General features: G+C 69.7%; 19 protein-coding genes. 9 read left to right on the forward strand and 10 right to left on the reverse strand.

Annotation, left to right across the window (positions count from 1 at the left end; genetic code table 11):
• Window positions 1–71: 71 nt before the first annotated feature.
• From Q0812_RS00115 to ppa, 4 genes are all read right to left on the reverse strand, one after another.
• On the reverse strand, window positions 72–1,877 hold the full coding sequence (locus Q0812_RS00115) for a DUF885 domain-containing protein (RefSeq protein WP_302108265.1): 1,806 nt from the start codon (window positions 1,875–1,877) through the stop codon (window positions 72–74).
• Window positions 1,874–3,727, reverse strand: coding sequence for a monovalent cation:proton antiporter-2 (CPA2) family protein (locus Q0812_RS00120; RefSeq protein ID WP_302108266.1), 1,854 nt, complete (start codon window positions 3,725–3,727; stop codon window positions 1,874–1,876). The genes Q0812_RS00115 and Q0812_RS00120 overlap by 4 nt, the downstream gene beginning before the upstream one ends.
• Window positions 3,724–4,263 (reverse strand): NAD(P)H-dependent oxidoreductase, encoded by a 540-nt coding sequence (locus Q0812_RS00125; protein ID WP_302108267.1) that lies wholly within the window; start codon window positions 4,261–4,263, stop codon window positions 3,724–3,726. Before Q0812_RS00125 ends, Q0812_RS00120 begins: the two co-directional genes overlap by 4 nt.
• A 64-nt stretch (window positions 4,264–4,327) precedes the next feature.
• Window positions 4,328–4,870, reverse strand: a complete 543-nt coding sequence (gene ppa, locus Q0812_RS00130; protein ID WP_302108268.1) for an inorganic diphosphatase — start codon at window positions 4,868–4,870, stop codon at window positions 4,328–4,330.
• Window positions 4,871–4,975: 105 nt separating this feature from the next.
• Here ppa and Q0812_RS00135 point away from each other — a divergent pair, with 105 nt between their 5' ends.
• Window positions 4,976–5,689 carry a DUF599 domain-containing protein gene (locus Q0812_RS00135; protein WP_302108269.1) on the forward strand — a complete coding sequence of 238 codons (714 nt, stop codon included), beginning with the start codon at window positions 4,976–4,978 and terminating at the stop codon, window positions 5,687–5,689.
• 113 nt (window positions 5,690–5,802) lie between these two features.
• Here Q0812_RS00135 and Q0812_RS00140 read toward each other — a convergent pair whose 3' ends face one another.
• Window positions 5,803–6,630, reverse strand: coding sequence for an N-formylglutamate amidohydrolase (locus tag Q0812_RS00140; RefSeq protein WP_302108270.1), 828 nt, complete (start codon window positions 6,628–6,630; stop codon window positions 5,803–5,805).
• A 71-nt stretch (window positions 6,631–6,701) separates the two neighbouring features.
• Between Q0812_RS00140 and Q0812_RS00145 the strand changes: the two genes are divergently transcribed.
• Together Q0812_RS00145 and thiE are read left to right on the forward strand one after the other, a co-directional pair.
• Window positions 6,702–7,058: a response regulator gene (locus tag Q0812_RS00145; RefSeq protein ID WP_302108271.1), complete on the forward strand. Its 357-nt coding sequence runs from the start codon at window positions 6,702–6,704 to the stop codon at window positions 7,056–7,058.
• A 39-nt stretch (window positions 7,059–7,097) separates the two neighbouring features.
• Window positions 7,098–7,727, forward strand: coding sequence for a thiamine phosphate synthase (thiE, locus tag Q0812_RS00150; RefSeq protein ID WP_302108272.1), 630 nt, complete (start codon window positions 7,098–7,100; stop codon window positions 7,725–7,727).
• On the opposite strand, the gene Q0812_RS00155 is transcribed toward thiE, so the two are convergent.
• From Q0812_RS00155 to Q0812_RS00170, 4 genes are all read right to left on the reverse strand, one after another.
• Complete coding sequence (locus tag Q0812_RS00155) at window positions 7,724–8,374, reverse strand: hypothetical protein (protein WP_302108273.1); 651 nt, start codon at window positions 8,372–8,374, stop codon at window positions 7,724–7,726. The two genes, thiE and Q0812_RS00155, sit on opposite strands and share 4 nt — an antisense overlap.
• Window positions 8,375–8,442: 68 nt before the next feature.
• Window positions 8,443–9,090: a M23 family metallopeptidase gene (locus tag Q0812_RS00160; RefSeq protein ID WP_302108274.1), complete on the reverse strand. Its 648-nt coding sequence runs from the start codon at window positions 9,088–9,090 to the stop codon at window positions 8,443–8,445.
• Window positions 9,091–9,153: 63 nt separating this feature from the next.
• On the reverse strand, window positions 9,154–9,828 hold the full coding sequence (locus tag Q0812_RS00165) for a M23 family metallopeptidase (protein WP_302108275.1): 675 nt from the start codon (window positions 9,826–9,828) through the stop codon (window positions 9,154–9,156).
• Between the two features lie 244 nt (window positions 9,829–10,072).
• The gene (locus tag Q0812_RS00170) at window positions 10,073–11,908 is read right to left on the reverse strand and encodes an ABC transporter transmembrane domain-containing protein (RefSeq protein WP_302108276.1); all 1,836 of its coding nucleotides are present in this window, start codon (window positions 11,906–11,908) and stop codon (window positions 10,073–10,075) included.
• A gap of 164 nt (window positions 11,909–12,072) precedes the next feature.
• Here Q0812_RS00170 and rpmE point away from each other — a divergent pair, with 164 nt between their 5' ends.
• The 6 genes from rpmE (at window position 12,073) to Q0812_RS00200 (ending at window position 17,732) form a co-directional block, all read left to right on the forward strand.
• Window positions 12,073–12,297 (forward strand): 50S ribosomal protein L31, encoded by a 225-nt coding sequence (gene rpmE / locus Q0812_RS00175; RefSeq protein WP_302108277.1) that lies wholly within the window; start codon window positions 12,073–12,075, stop codon window positions 12,295–12,297.
• 138 nt (window positions 12,298–12,435) lie between these two features.
• Window positions 12,436–13,995 (forward strand): L,D-transpeptidase family protein, encoded by a 1,560-nt coding sequence (locus Q0812_RS00180; RefSeq protein WP_302108278.1) that lies wholly within the window; start codon window positions 12,436–12,438, stop codon window positions 13,993–13,995.
• Window positions 13,996–14,034: 39 nt separating this feature from the next.
• The gene (locus Q0812_RS00185; RefSeq protein ID WP_302108279.1) at window positions 14,035–14,490 is read left to right on the forward strand and encodes an iron-sulfur cluster assembly scaffold protein; all 456 of its coding nucleotides are present in this window, start codon (window positions 14,035–14,037) and stop codon (window positions 14,488–14,490) included.
• Window positions 14,491–14,548: 58 nt separating this feature from the next.
• A complete protein-coding gene (yidD, locus tag Q0812_RS00190) occupies window positions 14,549–14,803 on the forward strand; it encodes a membrane protein insertion efficiency factor YidD (RefSeq protein ID WP_302108280.1) in 255 nt (84 codons plus the stop codon).
• Window positions 14,800–16,728, forward strand: coding sequence for a threonine--tRNA ligase (gene thrS, locus Q0812_RS00195; protein WP_302108281.1), 1,929 nt, complete (start codon window positions 14,800–14,802; stop codon window positions 16,726–16,728). The genes yidD and thrS overlap by 4 nt, the downstream gene beginning before the upstream one ends.
• Window positions 16,729–16,829: 101 nt before the next feature.
• Window positions 16,830–17,732 carry a glycosyltransferase family 2 protein gene (locus tag Q0812_RS00200; RefSeq protein ID WP_425281546.1) on the forward strand — a complete coding sequence of 301 codons (903 nt, stop codon included), beginning with the start codon at window positions 16,830–16,832 and terminating at the stop codon, window positions 17,730–17,732.
• Here Q0812_RS00200 and Q0812_RS00205 read toward each other — a convergent pair.
• Window positions 17,683–18,600, reverse strand: a complete 918-nt coding sequence (locus tag Q0812_RS00205) for a hydroxymethylglutaryl-CoA lyase (protein ID WP_302108282.1) — start codon at window positions 18,598–18,600, stop codon at window positions 17,683–17,685. The genes Q0812_RS00200 and Q0812_RS00205 overlap by 50 nt on opposite strands.
• Window positions 18,601–18,611 lie beyond the last annotated feature (11 nt).

Below are 18,611 nucleotides of genomic sequence, written 5' to 3' on the forward strand. Positions count from 1 at the left end.
GTCCGGTTCCCCCTGGACCCGGAAGAACGCCGCTCAGCCGATGAGGTTCTTAATCGTCCCGCTTGAGCGGCTTAGGACGCCTCGGCGCGCGCCGCGATCCAGGCGTCCACCCGCTGCTCCAGCAAGGACAGGGGCAGCGGTCCGTCGACCAGGATCAGGTCGTGGAAGGCCCGCACGTCAAAGCGGTCGCCCAGCCGCTGTTCGGCCCGGGCGCGCAGCTCACGCAGGCGCAGTTCGCCGATCTTGTAGCCCAGCGCCTGCCCCGGCCAGGAGACGTAGCGCTCCAGCTCGGTTTCGATGTTGTGCGGGGCCAGCGCCGAATTGTCCCGGAAACAGGCGCGGGCCTGCTCCAGGTCCCAGCCCAGCCAGTGGATGCCGGTGTCCGCCACCAGGCGGCAGGCGCGCCACATCTCGTAGCTGAGCTTGCCGAAGCGCTCGTAGGGATCGCGGTAGAAGCCCATCTCGACGCCCAGCCACTCGGAATACAGGCCCCAGCCTTCGGTGTAGGCCGTCACGTTGGCGTTGCGCCGGAAGAAGGGCTGCTCGCCCGCTTCCTGTTGCAGGGCGATCTGCAGGTGGTGGCCGGGCACGGCCTCATGCAGGGTCAGGGCCGGCAGCTCGTACAGGGGCCGCTGGTCCAGCCGCGAGGTGTTGACCATGTAGCCGCCGGCGCGGCCCTGGGCCATGCTGCCGGGAAAGTAGCGGCCGGTGGTGTAGTTGGCCTCGATCTCGGCGGGCACGGGCCTGACGCCATAGGGCAGGCGCGGCAGCGTCCCGAACAGGGCCGGCAGGCCGTCGTCGGCGCGCTTGGCCATCTCGCTGGCCTTCTCGAGCAGGTCTTCGTGCGTCTGGGCGTAGAAGCGCGGGTCGGTACGCAGGAAGGTCAGGAACTCGGCGAAGGTCCCGGTGAAGCCCGTCTCGCGGATCTGGACCTCCATTTCGGCGCGGATGCGGGCCACCTCGTCGAGGCCGATCTGATGGATCTGGTCCGGCGTCAGGTCCGTGGTGGTGTAGCCCCGGGCCAGCCAGGCGTAGAGTTCGCGCCCTCCTGGCCGGTCCCCGACGCCCAGAGTCTGCGGCGCGGCGGGGCGGTATTCGTCCACCACATAGTCCAGCCATTGCTGGCGGGCCTGGCGGATGGGGCCCGAGACCAGCGCCTCGGCTTCGGCGCGCAGGGCCGCCTGGCGATCAGCGGGGATCGAGGCGGGCAGGCTCCGCAGGGGCGCCATCAGGGGATCGTCCGCGATCGGGGTGGCCAGCACCGCCCGCGACAGTTCGATGAAGCGGTCGGTGATCAGGGCGGACTGCATCAGTCCCGTTTCGTGGCCCCTCCGGACGTTGGCCAGGCGCTGGGCGTAGTAGTCGGGCGCGGCCCTTAGGCGCTGAAGGTACCACTCGGCTTCCTGCGCGTTGGTGATGCGCGAGCTTTGCGCCACATAGGCCAGGTACTGGTCCGGTCCGCCCTCGGAATCGAAGCCGAGGCGGCTGGCGTCCAGCGCGACGCCCTCAAGGCTGTTGGACAGGCTCCAGACCAGGAAGGCGTGGTTGAGGCGCTCCTGCTCATTCAGGCCGGCCGCCTCGATGGCCTGCACCCGGTCGAGGAACTGCTGCATCACCGGTGCAGTGGCCAGCTCATGTTCGCGCGACGGGTCCGGCAGGCGCGCCTGGGCCTCGTCATCGCCTTCCTCTCCGGCCGACAGCGGATCCTCCTGCTGCAGCCAGGCGTCGTACTCTCGGATCAGGTCGGCCAGGCGCGCCGAGGCTTCGGAAGGCGCCGCCGCCTGCGCCTCATCCTGGGCTCGGGCCTCACTTGCGAGAGGGGCGCCGAGGGCAAGGCCCAGGATCAGGCCGGACGTCACGAGGCGGATGCGGGTCATAGGGGTCTCCGGTCGGAATCGTCATCGGCGCCCAGGACGTGGGCATGGGTCTGCAGCTGCAGATCGGCGCGCAGCAGGTCCTCCATGCGCGGACTGCTCTCGCGTGCGGCGACCACGAAGCGCTCGTCGTCGTCCCACAATTCGCGCAGCTCCTCGAACATGCGCTCGTCATAGCGGCGGAACAGGCGGGCGGCCCGTTCGGCCCGGTAGGCGCGCCAGCCCAGCGCCTTCAGCGCCTCGGCGCCCATGGCCAGTCCGCCCTCGAAGGTCTCGCGCTCGATGACGTGGGCGCCCTTGGCCAGCAGCTCGTAGGCGTGGCGGCGGTCGAAGGCGCGGGCAAGGACCTCGAGGTTTGGGAACATTTCCCGCGCGGTCTCGACGATCTGCAGGGCCTTCTCCTTGTCATCGATGGCGATGACCAGAATGCGGGCCTGGGCGGCGCCGGCGGCGCGCAGTAGATCAGGGCGGGCGGCGTCGCCGTAATAGGTGCGGCGGCCGAACCGCTTCAGAAGGGCGATCTGTTCGACCGACACGTCCAGGGTCGAGACCTTGAGGCCGTGCGCCATGAGCAGGCGCGTGACCACCTGGCCGAAGCGGCCGTAGCCGGCCACGATGGCGTCCGGCGCTTCATGCTCGAAGGCGTTGTCCTCCGGCGCCTGGGTCTCCACGCGCGGACGGCTCAGCCTCTGCCAGGCCGACAGAAGCAGGGGCGTGGCCGCCATCGACAGGGCGACGACCGCCGTCAGCGTCCCGGCCAGCGCACCATCGATCAGCGCCGCGGCGATGGCCGCCGTCAGCAGGACGAAGACGAACTCCCCGCCCTGGGCCAGGGCGACGGCGCTGGTGGCGGCGTCGCGGGTCGGCAACCTGAAGAGCTTGGCGGCGGCGAAGGCGCCCGCGAACTTCAGCGCCATCAGACCCGCCGTCAGGCCGAAGATCACGGCGGGCTGGGACGCCACGAGCGGCAGGTTCACACCCGCCCCTACGGCTATGAAGAAGACGCCCATCAGCAGCCCGCGGAACGGCTCTATGTCCGTCTCCAGCTCGCGGCGGAACTCGCTCTCGGACAGGACGACGCCCGCCAGGAAGGCGCCCAGCGCCGCCGACAGGCCCACCGCCTGCATCAGCAGGGCGGCGCCGACCACGATCAGGAGGGCGAAGGCGGTGAAGGCCTCGCGCAGCTCGGCGCGGGCGATGATCCGGAACACCGGCGGGGTCAGGAACAGTCCGGCCGCCACCACGGCCGCGACCGCGCCCAGCCCGCCCAGCGCCTGAATCCAGCCGGGCTGGTGCGCCAGCAGGCTGGCGGCGTGGCCGCCCGCCTCGGCGCCATGACCGTCGCCCAGCAGGGGCAGGACCGCCAGCAGCGGGATCACCGCCAGGTCCTGGAACAGCAGGGTGCCGAACGCCGACGCGCCGACGGTGCCGCGCCGCAGGCCGCGCTCCTCGAGCAGTTGCAGGACGAGCGCCGTCGAGGACAGGGCCAGGATGAAGCCCGCCACCCCGGCCGTGCGAGGCTCAAGGCCCAGGGCCAGCCCCGCCAGGGTCAGCAGCACGCCGGTGATCGCCACCTGGGCCAGGCCGACGCCGAAGATGGCCCCCTTCATCCGCCAAAGGAGGGCCGGCTGCATCTCCAGCCCGATGATGAACAGCAGGATGACGACGCCGAACTCGGCGGCGTGGCCCACGTCCTCCACATCGCCCGCCAGGCCCAGGACGAACGGCCCGATCAGAACGCCGGCGATCAGATACCCCAGGATCGAGCCCAGCCCGGCGCGTTTGGCCAGGGGCGCGGCCAGGGCCGCCGCCGCGAGGTAGACGAGGATCTGGGCCAGCAGGCTCGCGCTCATCGTCCCAGGCCCCCCAACCAGTCCGAATAGGCCGCCGCGGCGCGCTTGAGCGCGGCCTGATCCGTCAGGTCGGCGTCGCGCACGATGAAGGGCTCGGCCCAGCGCATGCCGCAAAGTCGAGCGGTCAGTTCGAGCGGGCGTAGAAGAAGGCCGACGTCCTTGGCGGTCAGCCCCTCAGTCTGCCGCGCCAGCGCGCCGCCGCCCGTCGAGACGGCGCAGCCCAGCGTCTTGCAGCGCAGCCGCTCCCCTTTGTCGCCATAGGCGAAGCCGTGCGTCAGCACGACGTCCAGCCATTCCTTCAGAAGGGCCGGGGCGGCGTACCAGTAGAAGGGAAACTGCAGGACCAGATGATCGTAGCCGGCCAGGTCGGCCTGCTCTGCCGGCGCATCGACGGCGAAGTCTGGGTAGGTCTCATAGAGGTCGCGCACCGCGACGCCGGGCGTCGCCTCAGCGGCCGCCGCCAGCGGTGGATGGATGCGAGCCTGCTCCAGCGCCGGATGGGCCAGGATCACCAGTGTGCGCGCCGTCCCGTCCATCCGCCCTCCCGTGGGGCCAATCTAGGGAGGGCGGGGGCGGCCCGGCAAGGGCCGCTTCGGGCCCTTAGGCCTCGGCGGCCTTGGCGCGGTGGGCTTCCATGCCGGTGCGGATCAGTTCGGCGGCCTCCGCGGCGTCGGCCCAGCGGTGCACCTTCACCGACTTGCCCTTCTCCAGATCCTTGTAGCGGGTGAAGAAGTGCTCGATCTGCTCCAGCAGGATGCTGGGCAGCTGCCGGTAGCTGGCGATGTCCGAATAGAACGGGTTCAGCTTGTCGACCGGGACGGCCAGGATCTTTTCGTCGCCGCCGGCCTCGTCCGTCATCATCAAAGCGCCGATCGGGCGCGCGCGGATGATGCAGCCCGGCACCACGGGCGTCGGGTTGATGACCAGCACGTCGCAGGGGTCGCCGTCATCAGCCAGGGTGTGGGGCACGAAGCCGTAGTTGCCCGGATAGTACATGGCCGTGTGAAGGAACCGGTCCACGAACAGGGCGCCGGACGCCTTGTCCATCTCGTACTTCACCGGCAGGCCCCCTTGCGGGATTTCGATGATGACGTTGACGTCCCAAGGGGGGTTGGGGCCGACGGGCACGGCGTCGATGTTCATGGCTTCAAGATCCGGGCAGGCGTGTGGGGAGGGCGCGCCTTTTAGGTCCCAAGCGGGCCGTTCACAAGCGTCGCCAAAGCTTCGGCGTAGGCCTAGAGTGCGGCCATGGACCTCAGCGGCATGACGGCGATGGATTGGGCGGGCCTTGTGGCCTTCGCCATCGGCTGGCTGGCCTATGAGCCGGTGCTGAGCGTCGTTACGCGCCAGGGCGGCTCCATCAACGGCCACATGCAGGTGGTGCGCCGCGCCTGGATGGCGGCCATGACCGTGCGCGAGAACCGTCTGCTGGACAGCCAGTTGATGGGACATTCAATCAACTCGGCCTCCTTCTTCGCCTCGGCCAACCTCCTGCTGATCGCGGCTGTGGGCGGCTTCCTGATCGGGGGGCGGTCGGTGACGGAGCTGGTGGGCGACGCGCCGGTGGCCGAAGCGCTGCGCAGCCTGGTCGAGGCCAAGCTGGCCCTGGTCATCGTCTGCCTGGTCAGGGGTTTCCTCGACTTCACCTGGTCGATCCGCCAGATGAACTACACCCTGGCGCTGATAGGGGCGACGCCTGAAGCGGAGCAGGCCGAGGCGGCCCGCGCCGCCTTCGCCGAAGCGGCCGAGCGGGTGCTGAACCCGGCCCTGACCGCCTTCAGCCGCGGCGTGCGCGGCTATTACTTCGCGCTTGCAGCAGCGGCGTGGATGTTCGGCGGTGTGGCGCTGCTGGCGGCGTCCCTGGCCGTGCTGGCGCTGCTGATTTGGCGTCAGGGCTTTTCTGCGGCGGCTCAGGGCATACGCGGCAGCGCGGTCCATATCGATGGTGCGGCGCACAAATAGGGCTTGACGTTTTTGCGCTGCAGCGTAGTCTTTAGCCACGGCCTAGCGCCGTGGCCCTCATTGGGCGTTTCCTCCCTATCGACTTTCGCCGCGCCGGTTCCGGCGCGGCTTTTTTATGTGCTGAGGTCCAGCATCAGCAGACCCCGGGCGACCTGGTGCAGGTCCGAGCGCAGCCGCTCGAACCCGGCGTTTGGCTCCAGGGTGTCCGGATCCAGGTAAAGGCTGCGATCGATCTCGATCTGAAGCGCGTGCACGCCTTCCCCGGGTCGGCCCCAGGCCTGGGTGGTCCACCCCCCGGCATAGGGGGCGTTCAGCCCCACCTGATAGCCCCGCGCCTGGAACAGCCGCTTGGCGGAACCGGTCAGCGCGCTGGCGCACGATGCGCCGTGCCGGTCACCCAGGACGATGAGGCGTTGGGCTCTCTGACCCCCGGGGCTCGGCATGGAGTGCCAGTCGATGACCGCCGCCCAGCCGTGCTCGGCCTGGGCTTCCCTGACCAGTGCGGTCAGGGCGTCGTGATAGGGTCGGTGTACGGCGGCGATGCGGGCTTCCACCTCGGCCGGCTTCAGCGGCTCGGCGTAGATGTCCTGACCCTCGCCGACGCGGCGGGGCACCACGCCGAACCCCGCCTCGGCCCGAGGCGAACCCGCGCCCGGAAGCCCTACCAGCGCGGGATCCAGGTCACTCGGACCCCGGTTCACATCCACATAGGCGCGGGCGATCCGGTTCAGGATCAGGGTGGCGCCCAGGCCTTCCATCCCCGCGATCAGCCGGTCCACCAGCGCGTCCTCAGAGCCGCGCAGGGCCCTGGCGTCCAGCATGCTGACCGCGCGCAGGGCCTCGGGATAGATCGTGCCGGCGTGGGGCGAGGCGAAGATGAAGGGCCCGGCCCGACCCGCCGGGCGGCGCACCTCGACCGGCGGCGGCAGATCGGCGATCATGGCCGCTCTTTCACGAGCGGTTTACGCGCGGTCAATAGGGTGCGCTCGTTGACTGCACCCGAGCGGAGCCCATGGCGCACATCCTTTTGGCCGAAGACGACGGCTCTCTTCGTGGTTTCCTGGCGCGGGCGCTGGAGCGCGCCGGCCATACCGTGGTCGTCTGCGAGAACGGCGACGAGGCGGTGGCGGCGCTCGAAGACGGTCACTACGATCTGCTGCTCACCGACATCGTCATGCCCGGCGCGGACGGCATCGAGGTGGCCCGTCTGGCGGCCCTGAAGCAGCCGGGCCTGCGCATCATGTTCATCACGGGCTTCGCGGCCGTCGCCCTGACCGCGGCCCAGGCCGCGCCCCAGGCAAAGGTGCTGTCCAAGCCGGTGCACCTGCGCGAGATCGTCTCCGAGGTGGAGCGGATGATCGCCGCCTGACGTTGACGGGCCGCGCGGCTTGAGCGCATGAGCCGCGCCATGCCCTGCCGTCTCTATCTGATCACGCCGCCGACGATCGAGGATGCGAGCGCCTTTCTGCCACGGCTGGACGCCGCCCTGGCGGGCGGCGACGTGGCCGCCGTGCAGATCAGGCTGAAGCCGGCCTCGGACGCCCACATCCTGGAGGTGGGCCGCGCCTTGGTTCCGCATATTCAGGCCGGGGGCGTGGCCGTTCTGCTGAACGACCGGCCGGACCTGGCGGCGCAGCTGGGCTGCGACGGGGTCCACCTGGGCCAGAGCGACGCCAGCCTTGCCGAAGCCCGGCGACAGCTGGGGCGGGACGCCATGATCGGCGTGACCTGTCACGATAGCCGGCACCTGGCCATGGAGGCCGCCGAGGCTGGCGCGGACTATGTGGCCTTCGGCGCCTTCTTCCCGACCACGACCAAGGACACGGTTCACCGGCCGGACCCTGAGATCCTGACCATATGGCAGGAGACGATGCAGACGCCCTGCGTCGCCATCGGCGGGATCAATGCGGACAATGCGGAGCTGCTGGCCAGCGCGGGCGCCGATTTCATCGCCGTATCGTCAGCCGTGTGGGACGCCGCTGATCCGGGCGACGCCGTGGCCCGGCTGAACGCCGCCCTCGCCAGGGCCGCCGGCTAACGCACGGACCCGAAGGTCAGACGCTCGGGTCTGCGCGACGCCCGGATCAGGGCGGCGCCTGGGTAGTCCGAGGGCTTGAAATAAGGATGCCCGCCCCGTAGCGGCAGGGCTCCGCCCGCCCCGCCCTCGACGCGGGCGGACCCGGCGCCCCTCAGGATCACCGCGTCGAGCCGAGGCGCGGCGAAACCCAGCACCCCCGCCGCGCGACGCATGGCGACCGCCGCCTGCTCCAGCGCGGCGGCCAAGGCCGGCGCTGAGATGGCCTGGCTGGCCGGCACGTTCGGCTGCATTTCCATGTTGACGCCAAGGCTCGTTCCCGGCGGCACGTCAAAACCGATCTGGCCGTCCCGCCACTGGGCCAGGCTGGGCATGGGCGCGCGGCCGTCCTGGCCCACGGTGATCGGCGTCCGCGCGCCGTTCAGCAGGATGTAGCCGGTCAGGCCCCGTGCGGGTTGGTCGTTTCGCGTCACGTAGTAGGCCAGGGTGAAGCGGTCGCGCTGGTTCGCCGGCAAACCGAGGTAGCGGTCGAGATAAGGAAAGACGCGCCGCACGGCCACGGTGCGAGGCGCGTCCTGTGCCAACGCAGGGCCCGCCGCAGCGATGGCGATGCCGGCGACGAGCGTTCGGCGTGAGATATTCGAGGTCATGGCCTGACCACTCCGGCTGGGCGCCCCCGCCCGTCCGACCCGGATGAGGCCTGCGGCAAGGCTGGCCGTCAAGCGCCTTCGCCCGAGCCGGTCTGAACTTCGCGCACGCCGATATGGGCCTGCGGATTGATGGGACGACCGGCGGCGCGCATTTCGAAATGCAGGTGCGGTCCGGTGGAATGGCCGGTGGAGCCGACCGCGCCCAGGCGCTGGCCCGGCACGACCGAAGCGCCCCGGCTGACCGACGGATCGATCTCGGACAGATGGCCGTAGAGCGTGACCATGCCGTCCTCGTGCTCGACCACGACATAGCGGCCGTAGCCGCCGCCCGAGAGCCCCGCCCTGAGGACCCGCCCGCCCGAGGCGGCCAGGACCGGCGTGCCCAGGGGCGCGGCGATGTCGACGCCGGCGTGAAGGCGGGCCCGCTCCTCGTCGGCGAGGCGGCGATGGCCGAAGCGGGAGTTGACGTCGTAACCGCGCACGGGGAGCAGCCAGGGCTCGACCACGGTGGGCGGCGCCGGCTCGGGCAGGCCGCGCGCCTCGCGCCACTGGCGCGCCAACCAGTCGTTGGGCGCCGACGCCATGGCCAGGCCGCCGACGGTCAGCAGCGTCATCAGGTGGCCCAGCCGCACCAGGGCGGCGCGCGCCATGCGGGCGCGGCGGCTCGCGCGGCGGGTGGGTCGGTCAAAGACGGGGCGGTTCAGGACGAGGGTCATGCGCCAACGAAAAACGGCGGACGCCTGAAACGCCCGCCGTGCATTTTAAACGCTCGTCGCCGTTTAGCGATAGACCACCTGGGCCAGCTGGGCGTAGGGCACCGGCTCGGCCGGGCCTTCCTCAAGCGAAGCCAGGATACGCTCGCCGTTCTCGCCCTCGGGGACGATGTCACGCAGAGCCAGGGTCCGGCCCAGGAAGCGCTGGGGGTCGACCTGCTGGCCGTTGCGGCGGATTTCGAAGTGCAGGTGCGGGCCGGTCACGCGACCGGTGGAGCCGACCTTGCCCAGCTCGGCGCCGGCGGCGACGGCGTCGCCTTCCGCGACATGGATGCGCGACAGGTGGGCGTAGAAGGAGGTCAGGCCGTTGGCGTGACGCACTTCCACATAACGGCCGTAGGAGCTGGAGTTGCCCACGCCGACCACTTCGCCCTCTGCGACGGCCAGAACCGGCGAGCCGGTGGGCGCGGCGTAGTCGACGCCTTCATGCATGCGGGCTCGGCGCTCGTAGGACAGGCGGCGCAGGCCGAAGCGCGAGTTGATGTCGTAGCCGTCGACGGGCGCGGCGAAGGAAATGGTCCGCGCCACGGCGGCGGTGGCCGCTCGCACATCGATGTCCGCCTTGGCCGAGGCTTCACGCACAAACAGCAGCGACAGCACGGCCACGAGAAGGGCGCCCAGGCTGACCAGCACGGCGCGACGCACATCGAACACCGCGGTCACGGCGAGTTTCTTACGCAAGAGGCTCCTCCTTCAGAGTCCTTGCGGCCGGAAAGCTGAACCGACCGGATTAAATCGTCATGGAATCAGCGACGCCCCGCCGAGATGACGTGGGCAGTCATATGCGGGTGTTCACCACGAGAGAACACGGGGCGGGTTGTCGCAGGCGCGGAACTATTCAGTCGCTCTGTGGATTATCCGCCGTTCACTCGAAATGTTGCTCAAGTATCACTAGGCGTTGCTGTAGGGTCACGCAGGGGGCGCCTCATGCCCCCTGAAACTGCAGGGCCGCGAGCCGCGCGTAGAGGCCGCCCTGGGCGACGAGACCGGCGTGATCGCCTTCCTCCACGACGCGGCCCTCATCCATAACGACGATGCGGTCCGCCTTGAGCACCGTGGCCAGACGATGGGCGATGACCAGGGTGGTGCGTCCTTCCATGGCCCGCTCCAGCGCCAGCTGAACCAGCCGCTCATTCTCGGCGTCGAGGGCGCTGGTGGCTTCGTCCAGCAAGAGCAGGGGCGCCTCGCGCACCAGGGCGCGCGCGATGGCCAGGCGCTGACGCTGACCACCCGACAGGCTGCGGCCGCGCTCGCCCAGGGGGGCGTTCAGCCCGCCCGGGAGGCGCTCAAGAAAACTCCAGGCCTGGGCCGCCTCGGCGGCGCGGCGCGCCTCGTCCTCCGACAGGGGTTCGCGGCCGAAACGGATATTGTCGAGCGCCGAGCCGGTGAACAGGGGCGCGTCCTGGGCCACCCAGGCCATGCGGCCGCGCACCTCGGCCGGATCGGCCTGGCGAAGATCGACGCCGTCGAGCCGCACGACGCCCCGATCCGGATCGTAGAAGCGCAGCAGCAGACGGAAGACCGTCGATTTGCCTGAGCCGGAGGGGCCGACCAGGGCTACGGTCTCGCCAGGTCGGACATGCAGGGAGAAGCCGCGCAGGGCCGGCAGGTCGGGCCGGCCCGGATAACTGAACTCCACATCCTCCAAGGTCACCTCGCCCACAGCCGGCTGCGGCAGGGGCTGCGGCGCGGCCGGAGCGGTGATCTGGGGCTGGATGGCCAAAAGCTCGTCGATGCGCTCCATGGCGCCGGCGGCCTTCTGCACATCGCCCCAGGTCTCGCCCAGCGCCCCCACGGCCCCCGCCGCGAAAACGGCCAGGAGGACGAACTGGAGCAAGGCGCCCTCGCTCATGTTCCCGCTGACCACGTCGCGCGCGCCCAGCCACAGCACCGCGGTGACGCCGCCGAAGACGACGCAGATCATCAGAGCCGTCATGAAGGCGCGCGCGCGCATCCGGCGCAGCGAGACGCCGAAGGCGCCCTCGACCGCGTCGCTGAAACGGGACGAAGCCTTGCCCTCGCGGCCAAAGGCCTGGACCGTCTCGAGCGCATCGAGACTTTCACCCGCCAGGCCCACGGCCTCGGCGAAGCGGTCCTGGCTTTCAACGGTCAGGCGGCGCACCCGCCGGGCGTAAAGGAACAGCGGCCCCAGCACGAAGGGAAAGCCCGCAAGCACCAGGGCGGTCAGCTTGGGGCTGACGATGAAGAGCAGGATGACGGCCCCGATCAGCGTCAGCAGGTTGCGCAGGGCGAAGGAGACAGAGGTGGTCAGAAGATTGTCGACGATCTGCACGTCGGTGGTCAGGCGCGACAAAACCTCGCCCGTGCGCAGCGAGGACAGGTGCGCGCGGTCCAGCCTGAGGATGGAGGCGAAAACCGCTTCGCGCAGGTCGGCGATGATGCGCTCGCCGGTCTTGGTGACGAAGAAGTAGCGCAGGGCCGTGGCCAGCCCCAGCACCACCGCGTTCGCGCCGAGGATCAGGAACCAGACGCCGATCCCGGATTCGTCGCGCGCCATGAAGCCGTGATCGATCGTCAGCCGGGCCGTGACCGTCAGGGCCAGAGATGCGGCGGACGAGACGATGAGGAAGAGGCCGGCCAGGGCCGCGTCGGACCAGCGGCGCAGGGCGTAAGGCGCCAGGCGCGCCAGCGGGCGGATGTCGCGCCGCTTGCCGCGCCGGTCGGCCTGTTCCTCCAGTTGCGCGGCCAGGACGGCGCCCTGGCCGGGGCGGTCGCGCGTCAGATCGCCCGGTTCACTCATACGACCAATGGCCCCCGGCGTCGCCGCCCCTTGAATCCCGACAGCCGCTCCTGTAAGGAGCCGCCTCTTCCCGCCCGAACCCGGGCGGGATTTCCATTTGCGCGTTCTCGCCAGCCACGGCGAGGCCGCCCCTTCCAGATTTACCCGCCGGGACGCCCACGCCGATGAAACAGGACACCCATCCCGACTATCACTTCATCACCGTGGTGATGACCGACGGCACGACCTACCAGACCCGTTCGACCTACGGCAAGGAAGGCGCGACCCTGAACCTGGACATCGATCCGAAGACGCATCCGGCCTGGACCGGCGGCAACCAGCAGCTGCTGGACCGCGGCGGCCGCGTGTCGCGCTTCGCGGCGAAGTACGGCGGCTTCCTCAAGAAGTAATCCGGCCACAGGCTGCAACAAACCCGCATGGGAGGGCGTTGGCCGAAGGGTCAGCGCCCTTTCTGTTTTGGATCACGCTGATAGAGTTAAGTCCGCTTTCGCTACGGGGATCGACACGTGGGGATCAACAGACGCGACATGGCTCTGACGCTGGGGGCGGCGGCGACCGCCGTCTCGGCCGCCTGCGCGCAGGCCCAGCCCAGCGGACAGAACCAGCGCCAGTCCACCTATCCGACGCCGCCGTCCAACGGGACGCTTCCTCAGGCGGCGGCCATTTCGCGCGCGCCGGCGGCGCTGCGCGCCGACCTGACCCGGATTTACGAGGCGACGGGCGGACGCCCCCTGTGGACCGGGCCGCTGGCCCAGAGCCTGGCCGCCGCGGTGAGCCAGGCCTACAGGCACGGCCTGGACCCCCAGGCCTATGGCGGCGACCGGCTGCTGAACGGGTCCGCCTCGGACGTGGATCTGACGGTGGCGGCCCTCAACTACGCCAAGGTGCTGTCCGAGGGGTCGGTCGATCCCACCACGGTCGAAGACCTGTGGGAGATGCGCAGGAACTCGGCGGACCTGGCCTCGGGTCTGCTGTCCGCCACGTCGCAGAACCGCGTCGGCGACTGGCTTGAAAGCCTGGCGCCGGACGACATCGGCTATCGCAACCTGTCCGAGGGTTATGTCCGCTATCGCCAGATCGCTGAACGCGGCGGCTGGCCGACCTTCCGCCAGGGCGGCAAGATCGAGCCGGGCCAGTCCGACCCGCGCCTGCCCGCAATCAAGGCCCGCCTTCTGGCCGAGGGGGACCTGAGCCCGGCGGACGAGCTGTCCCTGAGCGGCGAGGGTGACCTCTATGGGCCGACCCTGGAGCGCGGCGTCCGCGCCTTCCAGCTGCGTCACGGCCTGTTGGTGGACGGCATCATCGGCGAGGGCACCCAGTCCGCCCTGTCCGCCAGCGCCATGGACCGCGCCCGTCAGATCGCCCTGAACCTGGAGCGCCGCCGCTGGCTGGCCCGCGACGTGGCGCCTGAACGCATCGAGGTGAATACGGCCGCGGCCATCATGGTCTACTGGAAGGACGCCCGGCCGGTGCACTCGAACCGGGTGATCGTTGGGACGGCGCGCAACCAGACGCCCAGCCTGGAGAAGCCCTTCGCCTCGGTGGTGGCCAATCCGCCCTGGTATGTGCCCATGTCGATCGCGCGCAGCGAGATCCTGCCGCGCGGGCCGGGCTATCTGCGCAACAACAACATGTATGTGGTGGACGGACGCGTCATCCAGCGCGCCAGTCCGTCCAGCGCCCTGGGCCTGGTCAAGTTCGAACTGGTCGACAGCTACGCCATCTTCCTGCACGACACCCCGACCAAGCCGCTCTTCCGTCACGCTTTCCGGCACAGGAGCCACGGCTGTGTGCGGGTCGAGAACGCGGTGGAGTTCGCGCGCCTTCTGCTGTCGCCGGATCCGGAGCGGCTGGCGCGTTTCGACGCGGCGCTGGACTCCCGGAACACCACGCGCGTCGATACGGGCCGAAGCATCTCGGTGCGCCTGCTCTACTGGACGGCGTTCGTGACCGGTCAGGGAGCGGTGGCCTTCCGCGAGGATGTCTATCAGCGCGACCAGCGCCTGGCCGAAGCGCTGGGCATCGCGGTGAACCTGCCCCGGGCGGTGGATGACGGCCGCAATGATCCGGCGGACGTCGGGCCGTAGCGGCTGGCGAACCCGCGGCGAAGAGCGCATATTCGGCCCATGATCGACGAGATCTACAGCGATCGCATCCTGAGGCTGGCCGCCAATATGCCGCGCGCCGGGCGTTTGCCTGCGCCCCAGGGCACGGGCGAGCAGACCGCCAAGCTGTGCGGCAGCCGCGCCGTGGTGGACGTGACGCTGGACGACCAGGATCGGATCGCCGGGTTCGCGCAGGAGGTCAAGGCCTGCGCTCTGGGCCAGGCCGCCGCCGCCGTGCTGGGCGAGATGGTCATCGGCGCCTCGGTCAAAGAGCTGGTCGACGCGCGCGATGCGCTCATGGCCATGCTGAAGCACGGCGCGCCGCCGCCGGCCGGCCGGTTCGCCGGTCTGGCCGTGCTGGAGTGCGTGCGCGACTATCCCGCCCGCCACGCCTCGACCCTGGTGGCCTTCGACGCCGCCGTGGCCGCCGTGCGCCAGGCCCAGAGCACACGAACTAGCCTCGCCGGCGCGGCTTGATCGCCGGGGGCGCGGAGGCGATAAGCCGCGCGATCCTGTCTCCAGGCGAAGCGCCGGCATGAACCTCTACGAACGCAGCGTGCGCGTGGCCCACCGGGCCTACAAGCTGACGCTGTCGCCGCTGATCGGGCGGCAGTGCCGTTTTCTTCCGACCTGTTCGGACTATGCGGCCGAGGCCCTGATCACCCACGGTCCGTGGCGCGGCGGCTGGCTGACGACGCGCAGGCTGTGCAGGTGTCACCCATTCGGCGGTCACGGCTATGATCCCGTGCCGCCAGCCGCCCCAAGGGGCGGAGCTAAGGCTGAGAAATGATCGAACTCGAATTCCCCGACGGCGCCAAACGCCAGTTTGAAAAAGGCGCGACGGGCCTGGAGGTGGCCAGGGCCATCTCGCCGTCCCTGGCCAAGAAAGCCGCCCTGATCGAGCTGGACGGCGAACTGCGCGACCTGATGCGCCCCATCGAGGCGGACGGACGCATCCGCATCCTCACCCGCGATGCCCCCGAGGCGCTGGAGACCATCCGCCACGACACGGCCCACGTGCTGGCCGAGGCGGTGCAGGAGCTGTTCCCCGGCACCCAGGTGACCATCGGCCCATCGATAGAGGACGGATTCTATTACGACTTCGCCCGGGATGAGCCTTTCTCCATCGACGATTTCCCCAAGATCGAAGCCAAGATGCGCGAGATCGTCGAGCGCGACGCGCCCATCGTGCGCGAGGTTTGGGACCGGGACGAGGCCATCGCCCACTTCGAGAAGATCGGCGAGGCCTACAAGGCCGAGATCATACGCGACCTGCCCGAGGGCGAGGAGATCACCCTCTATCGCCAGGGAGACTGGTTGGACCTGTGCCGGGGGCCGCACTTCCCCTCGACGCGCCACGTGGGCAAGGCCTTCAAGCTGACGAAGCTGGCCGGGGCCTACTGGCGGGGCGATCACCGAAACGCCCAGCTGCAGCGCATGTACGGCACGGCTTGGGCCTCCCAGGAGGACCTCGACGCCTATCTGAAGCGGGTCGAGGAGGCCGAGAAGCGCGACCACCGAAAGCTGGGCCGTCAGATGAACCTCTTCCACATGCAGGAAGAGGGGCGCGGCATGGTCTTCTGGCACCCCAAGGGGTGGCGGCTGTGGCTGACGCTCGAGGCCTACATGCGCCGGCGCCTGGCCGAGGCGGGCTACACCGAGGTGAAGACGCCCCAGGTGCTGGAGCGCGGCTTCTGGGAGGCTTCAGGCCACTGGGACAAGTACCGCCCCAACATGTTCGTCTGCGAGACGGAGGAGGGCGAGGTCCTGTCGCTGAAGCCCATGAACTGTCCGGGCCACGTGCAGATCTTCGATCACGGCCAGCGCAGCTATCGCGAACTGCCCATCCGCATGGCCGAGTTCGGGGCCTGTCACCGGTACGAGCCGTCGGGGTCTCTGCACGGCCTGATGCGGGTGCGCGGCTTCACCCAGGACGACGCCCACATCTTCTGCCGCGAAGACCAGATCGTCGAGGAGACGGCCGCCTTCATCCAGCTGGCGCGCTCGGTCCACGCCGACCTCGGCATGGAGACGGCCTATATCAGCCTGGGCACGCGGCCCGAGGTGCGGGCCGGCTCGGACGAGTTCTGGGACCGCGCCGAAGCCCAGATGCTGGAGGCGGCCCGCGCGGCGGGTTCGGAGCCGGTCATCACGCTGGGCGACGGCGCTTTCTACGCGCCCAAGCTCGACTTCGTGGTGCGCGACGCCATCGGCCGGGAATGGACCTGCGGCACGATCCAGCTGGACTACGTCCTGCCCGAGCGTCTGGGAGCAGAGTACATCGGCGAGGACGGGCAGAAGCACCGGCCCGTCATGCTGCACCGGGCGATCCTGGGCAGCTTCGAGCGCTTCATCGGCATCATGATCGAGAACTACGGCGGGGCCTTCCCGCTGTGGCTGGCGCCCGTTCAGGTGGTGGTCGCCACCATCACCTCGGATGCTGACGAATATGCCATCGAAGCGGCTCAAAAGCTTCAAGAGGCAGGGCTAAGAGTGGAGACCGACCTGCGGAACGAAAAGGTCGGCTACAAGGTTCGTGAGCATTCTCTGGCCAAGGTTCCGCTTATCGCGGTGGTTGGCCGGCAGGAGGCTGAAACGCGTCAAATCGCCCTGCGCCGGCTGGGCTCTAACGCGCAGGAGTTGATCAGTCTTGACGCAGCGGCATCGAACCTGTCGAAAGAAGCCCTGCCGCCGGATTTGGCGGCACAACGTTAAGTATCAGTGATTTACGAGGCGGTTCGGTGAACAGGGCGGTTCGACTGGCGGACTTCTTCCCCGCGCGCATCGCGTCGCCGGCGGTGGACGTGTCAGTCGTCATGGTCGTCTATCGGACCGGACCGGACCTGTTCACCAGCATCGATCACGTCCTCAACGAGCACCGTGTGGACGACTTCGTCATCGTCGACAACGGCTCCACCGAGGAGGACGCCGCGCGTCTGCGGGCCATCGCCGAACGCGAACCGCGCATCCGCCTGTTGCACGGCCACGGCAACATCGGTTTCGCGCGCGGGGCCAACCTCGGCGCCTCGCAGGCGGCGGGGCGCTGGCTGGTGTTCCTGAACCCCGACGCCTTCCTGCAGGAGGGCTGCATCGACGCGCTGATCACGGCCGCCGCCTCGGCGCCCTCGCCCGCCGTCGCCGGGGCGCGGGTGCTCAACCCCGACGGCACCGAACAGCGCGGGGCGCGGCGGGGGGAGGTGACCCCGGTCACCACCCTGCTCAGCTTCACCCACCTGTCCGAGCGCGGGCCGCTGCGCCGGTTCGAAATCCACCGGGAGTTCGAGCCCGCGCCGGAGCGGGCCGCCCCTGTGCCGACGATCTCGGGCGCCTGCTTCTGCGTGTCTCGGCGGGATTTCGAACGGCTGAACGGCTTTGACGGCCGCTTCTTCCTGCACGTGGAGGACATCGACCTGTGCTGGCGCGCGCGCCAGATGGGCGGCCAGGTGCTGTTTCAGCCCAATGCGCGGGTCATCCATGTGGGCCACACAAGCCATGTGGAGCCGATGCTGGTCGAATGGCACAAGGGACGGGGCCTGGCGCGTTATTTCCGCAAGCGCGCCGACAACCCCCTGCGCATGCTTCTGGCGTGGGCGCTGGGACCCCTGATCGTCCTGGCGGCGGTCTCGCGTCCGGTGCTGCGCAGTCTGACCGGCGGCCCGGTGCGGCGGCTCAGGCCCGCGGACGAAACGGCCCCGCCCGCGACAGGGCCGAAGGGGTAGGCCGGCCCAGCCTGTCGCCGATCCACAGCGCGGTCTCGATCATGGCGTTGAGGTCGACGCCCGTCTGGAAGCCGCCGCGCTCCAGCATGTAGACTAGGTCCTCGGTCGCCACATTGCCCGTGGCGCCCGGCGCGAAGGGGCAGCCGCCGATCCCGCCGCAGGAGGCGTCAAGCACGTCCACGCCCGCCTCGATGGCGGCATAGGCGTTGGCCAGAGCGGTGTTGCGGGTGTCGTGGAAATGGACCCGCAGGGTCGCGTCAGGCGCGGCGGCGCGGGCGGCCTCCACCTTGCGGCGCACAGACCAGGGATCGCCCACCCCGATGGTGTCGGCCAGGGCGATCTCTTTCAGGCCAAGACGCGCGGCCTCGGACACCACCGACACCACCTGATCCGTGGAGACCTCGCCGTCAAAGGGGCAGCCCCAGACGGTGGAGAAGGTGACGCTGAGCCTGGGGCCGGTGCCCGCGCCCGTCATGTTGGAGGCGCGGCTGACGATCTCGGCCAGCATGGCCAGCTGGTCAGAGACCCCCATGCCCTGGTTCTTGAGCCCGAAGCCGTCGGTGGCGGAGAGGGCGACGTTCACCTCATCGACGCCCGACTCCATGGCCCGATCCCAGCCCTTGAGATTGAGCACCAGCCCAATGCGCGAGCGGCTGGGATCAGCCGGGAGGGCGGCCATGACCTCTTCGGCGCCGGCCATCTGGGGCACGCGGCCGGGATGGACGAAGGACACCGCCTCGATGCGGGTCACGCCCGCTTTTTCCAGCCGCTGGATGAACTCAGCCCGATCCTCGGGAGAGAGAACGACCTTTTCGTTCTGGAGGCCGTCGCGGGGACCGACCTCGACGATCTGAATTGGACGCGGCATGGCTTGGCGAG

This window comes from Peiella sedimenti (assembly GCF_030504955.1).
Lineage (GTDB): Bacteria > Pseudomonadota > Alphaproteobacteria > Caulobacterales > Caulobacteraceae > Brevundimonas > Brevundimonas sedimenti.

What these genes read in the sequence shown, in the direction of transcription:
- Q0812_RS00115 (WP_302108265.1), bottom strand. Translation starts at nt 1,877, where the DNA reads ATGACCCGCATCCGCCTCGTGACGTCCGGCCTGATCCTGGGCCTTGCC.
- Q0812_RS00120 (WP_302108266.1), bottom strand. Translation starts at nt 3,727, where the DNA reads ATGAGCGCGAGCCTGCTGGCCCAGATCCTCGTCTACCTCGCGGCGGCG.
- Q0812_RS00125 (WP_302108267.1), bottom strand. Translation starts at nt 4,263, where the DNA reads ATGGACGGGACGGCGCGCACACTGGTGATCCTGGCCCATCCGGCGCTG.
- ppa (WP_302108268.1), bottom strand. Translation starts at nt 4,870, where the DNA reads ATGAACATCGACGCCGTGCCCGTCGGCCCCAACCCCCCTTGGGACGTC.
- Q0812_RS00135 (WP_302108269.1), top strand. Translation starts at nt 4,976, where the DNA reads ATGGACCTCAGCGGCATGACGGCGATGGATTGGGCGGGCCTTGTGGCC.
- Q0812_RS00140 (WP_302108270.1), bottom strand. Translation starts at nt 6,630, where the DNA reads ATGATCGCCGATCTGCCGCCGCCGGTCGAGGTGCGCCGCCCGGCGGGT.
- Q0812_RS00145 (WP_302108271.1), top strand. Translation starts at nt 6,702, where the DNA reads ATGGCGCACATCCTTTTGGCCGAAGACGACGGCTCTCTTCGTGGTTTC.
- thiE (WP_302108272.1), top strand. Translation starts at nt 7,098, where the DNA reads ATGCCCTGCCGTCTCTATCTGATCACGCCGCCGACGATCGAGGATGCG.
- Q0812_RS00155 (WP_302108273.1), bottom strand. Translation starts at nt 8,374, where the DNA reads ATGACCTCGAATATCTCACGCCGAACGCTCGTCGCCGGCATCGCCATC.
- Q0812_RS00160 (WP_302108274.1), bottom strand. Translation starts at nt 9,090, where the DNA reads ATGACCCTCGTCCTGAACCGCCCCGTCTTTGACCGACCCACCCGCCGC.
- Q0812_RS00170 (WP_302108276.1), bottom strand. Translation starts at nt 11,908, where the DNA reads ATGAGTGAACCGGGCGATCTGACGCGCGACCGCCCCGGCCAGGGCGCC.
- rpmE (WP_302108277.1), top strand. Translation starts at nt 12,073, where the DNA reads ATGAAACAGGACACCCATCCCGACTATCACTTCATCACCGTGGTGATG.
- Q0812_RS00180 (WP_302108278.1), top strand. Translation starts at nt 12,436, where the DNA reads ATGGCTCTGACGCTGGGGGCGGCGGCGACCGCCGTCTCGGCCGCCTGC.
- Q0812_RS00185 (WP_302108279.1), top strand. Translation starts at nt 14,035, where the DNA reads ATGATCGACGAGATCTACAGCGATCGCATCCTGAGGCTGGCCGCCAAT.
- yidD (WP_302108280.1), top strand. Translation starts at nt 14,549, where the DNA reads ATGAACCTCTACGAACGCAGCGTGCGCGTGGCCCACCGGGCCTACAAG.
- thrS (WP_302108281.1), top strand. Translation starts at nt 14,800, where the DNA reads ATGATCGAACTCGAATTCCCCGACGGCGCCAAACGCCAGTTTGAAAAA.
- Q0812_RS00200 (WP_425281546.1), top strand. Translation starts at nt 16,830, where the DNA reads ATGGTCGTCTATCGGACCGGACCGGACCTGTTCACCAGCATCGATCAC.
- Q0812_RS00205 (WP_302108282.1), bottom strand. Translation starts at nt 18,600, where the DNA reads ATGCCGCGTCCAATTCAGATCGTCGAGGTCGGTCCCCGCGACGGCCTC.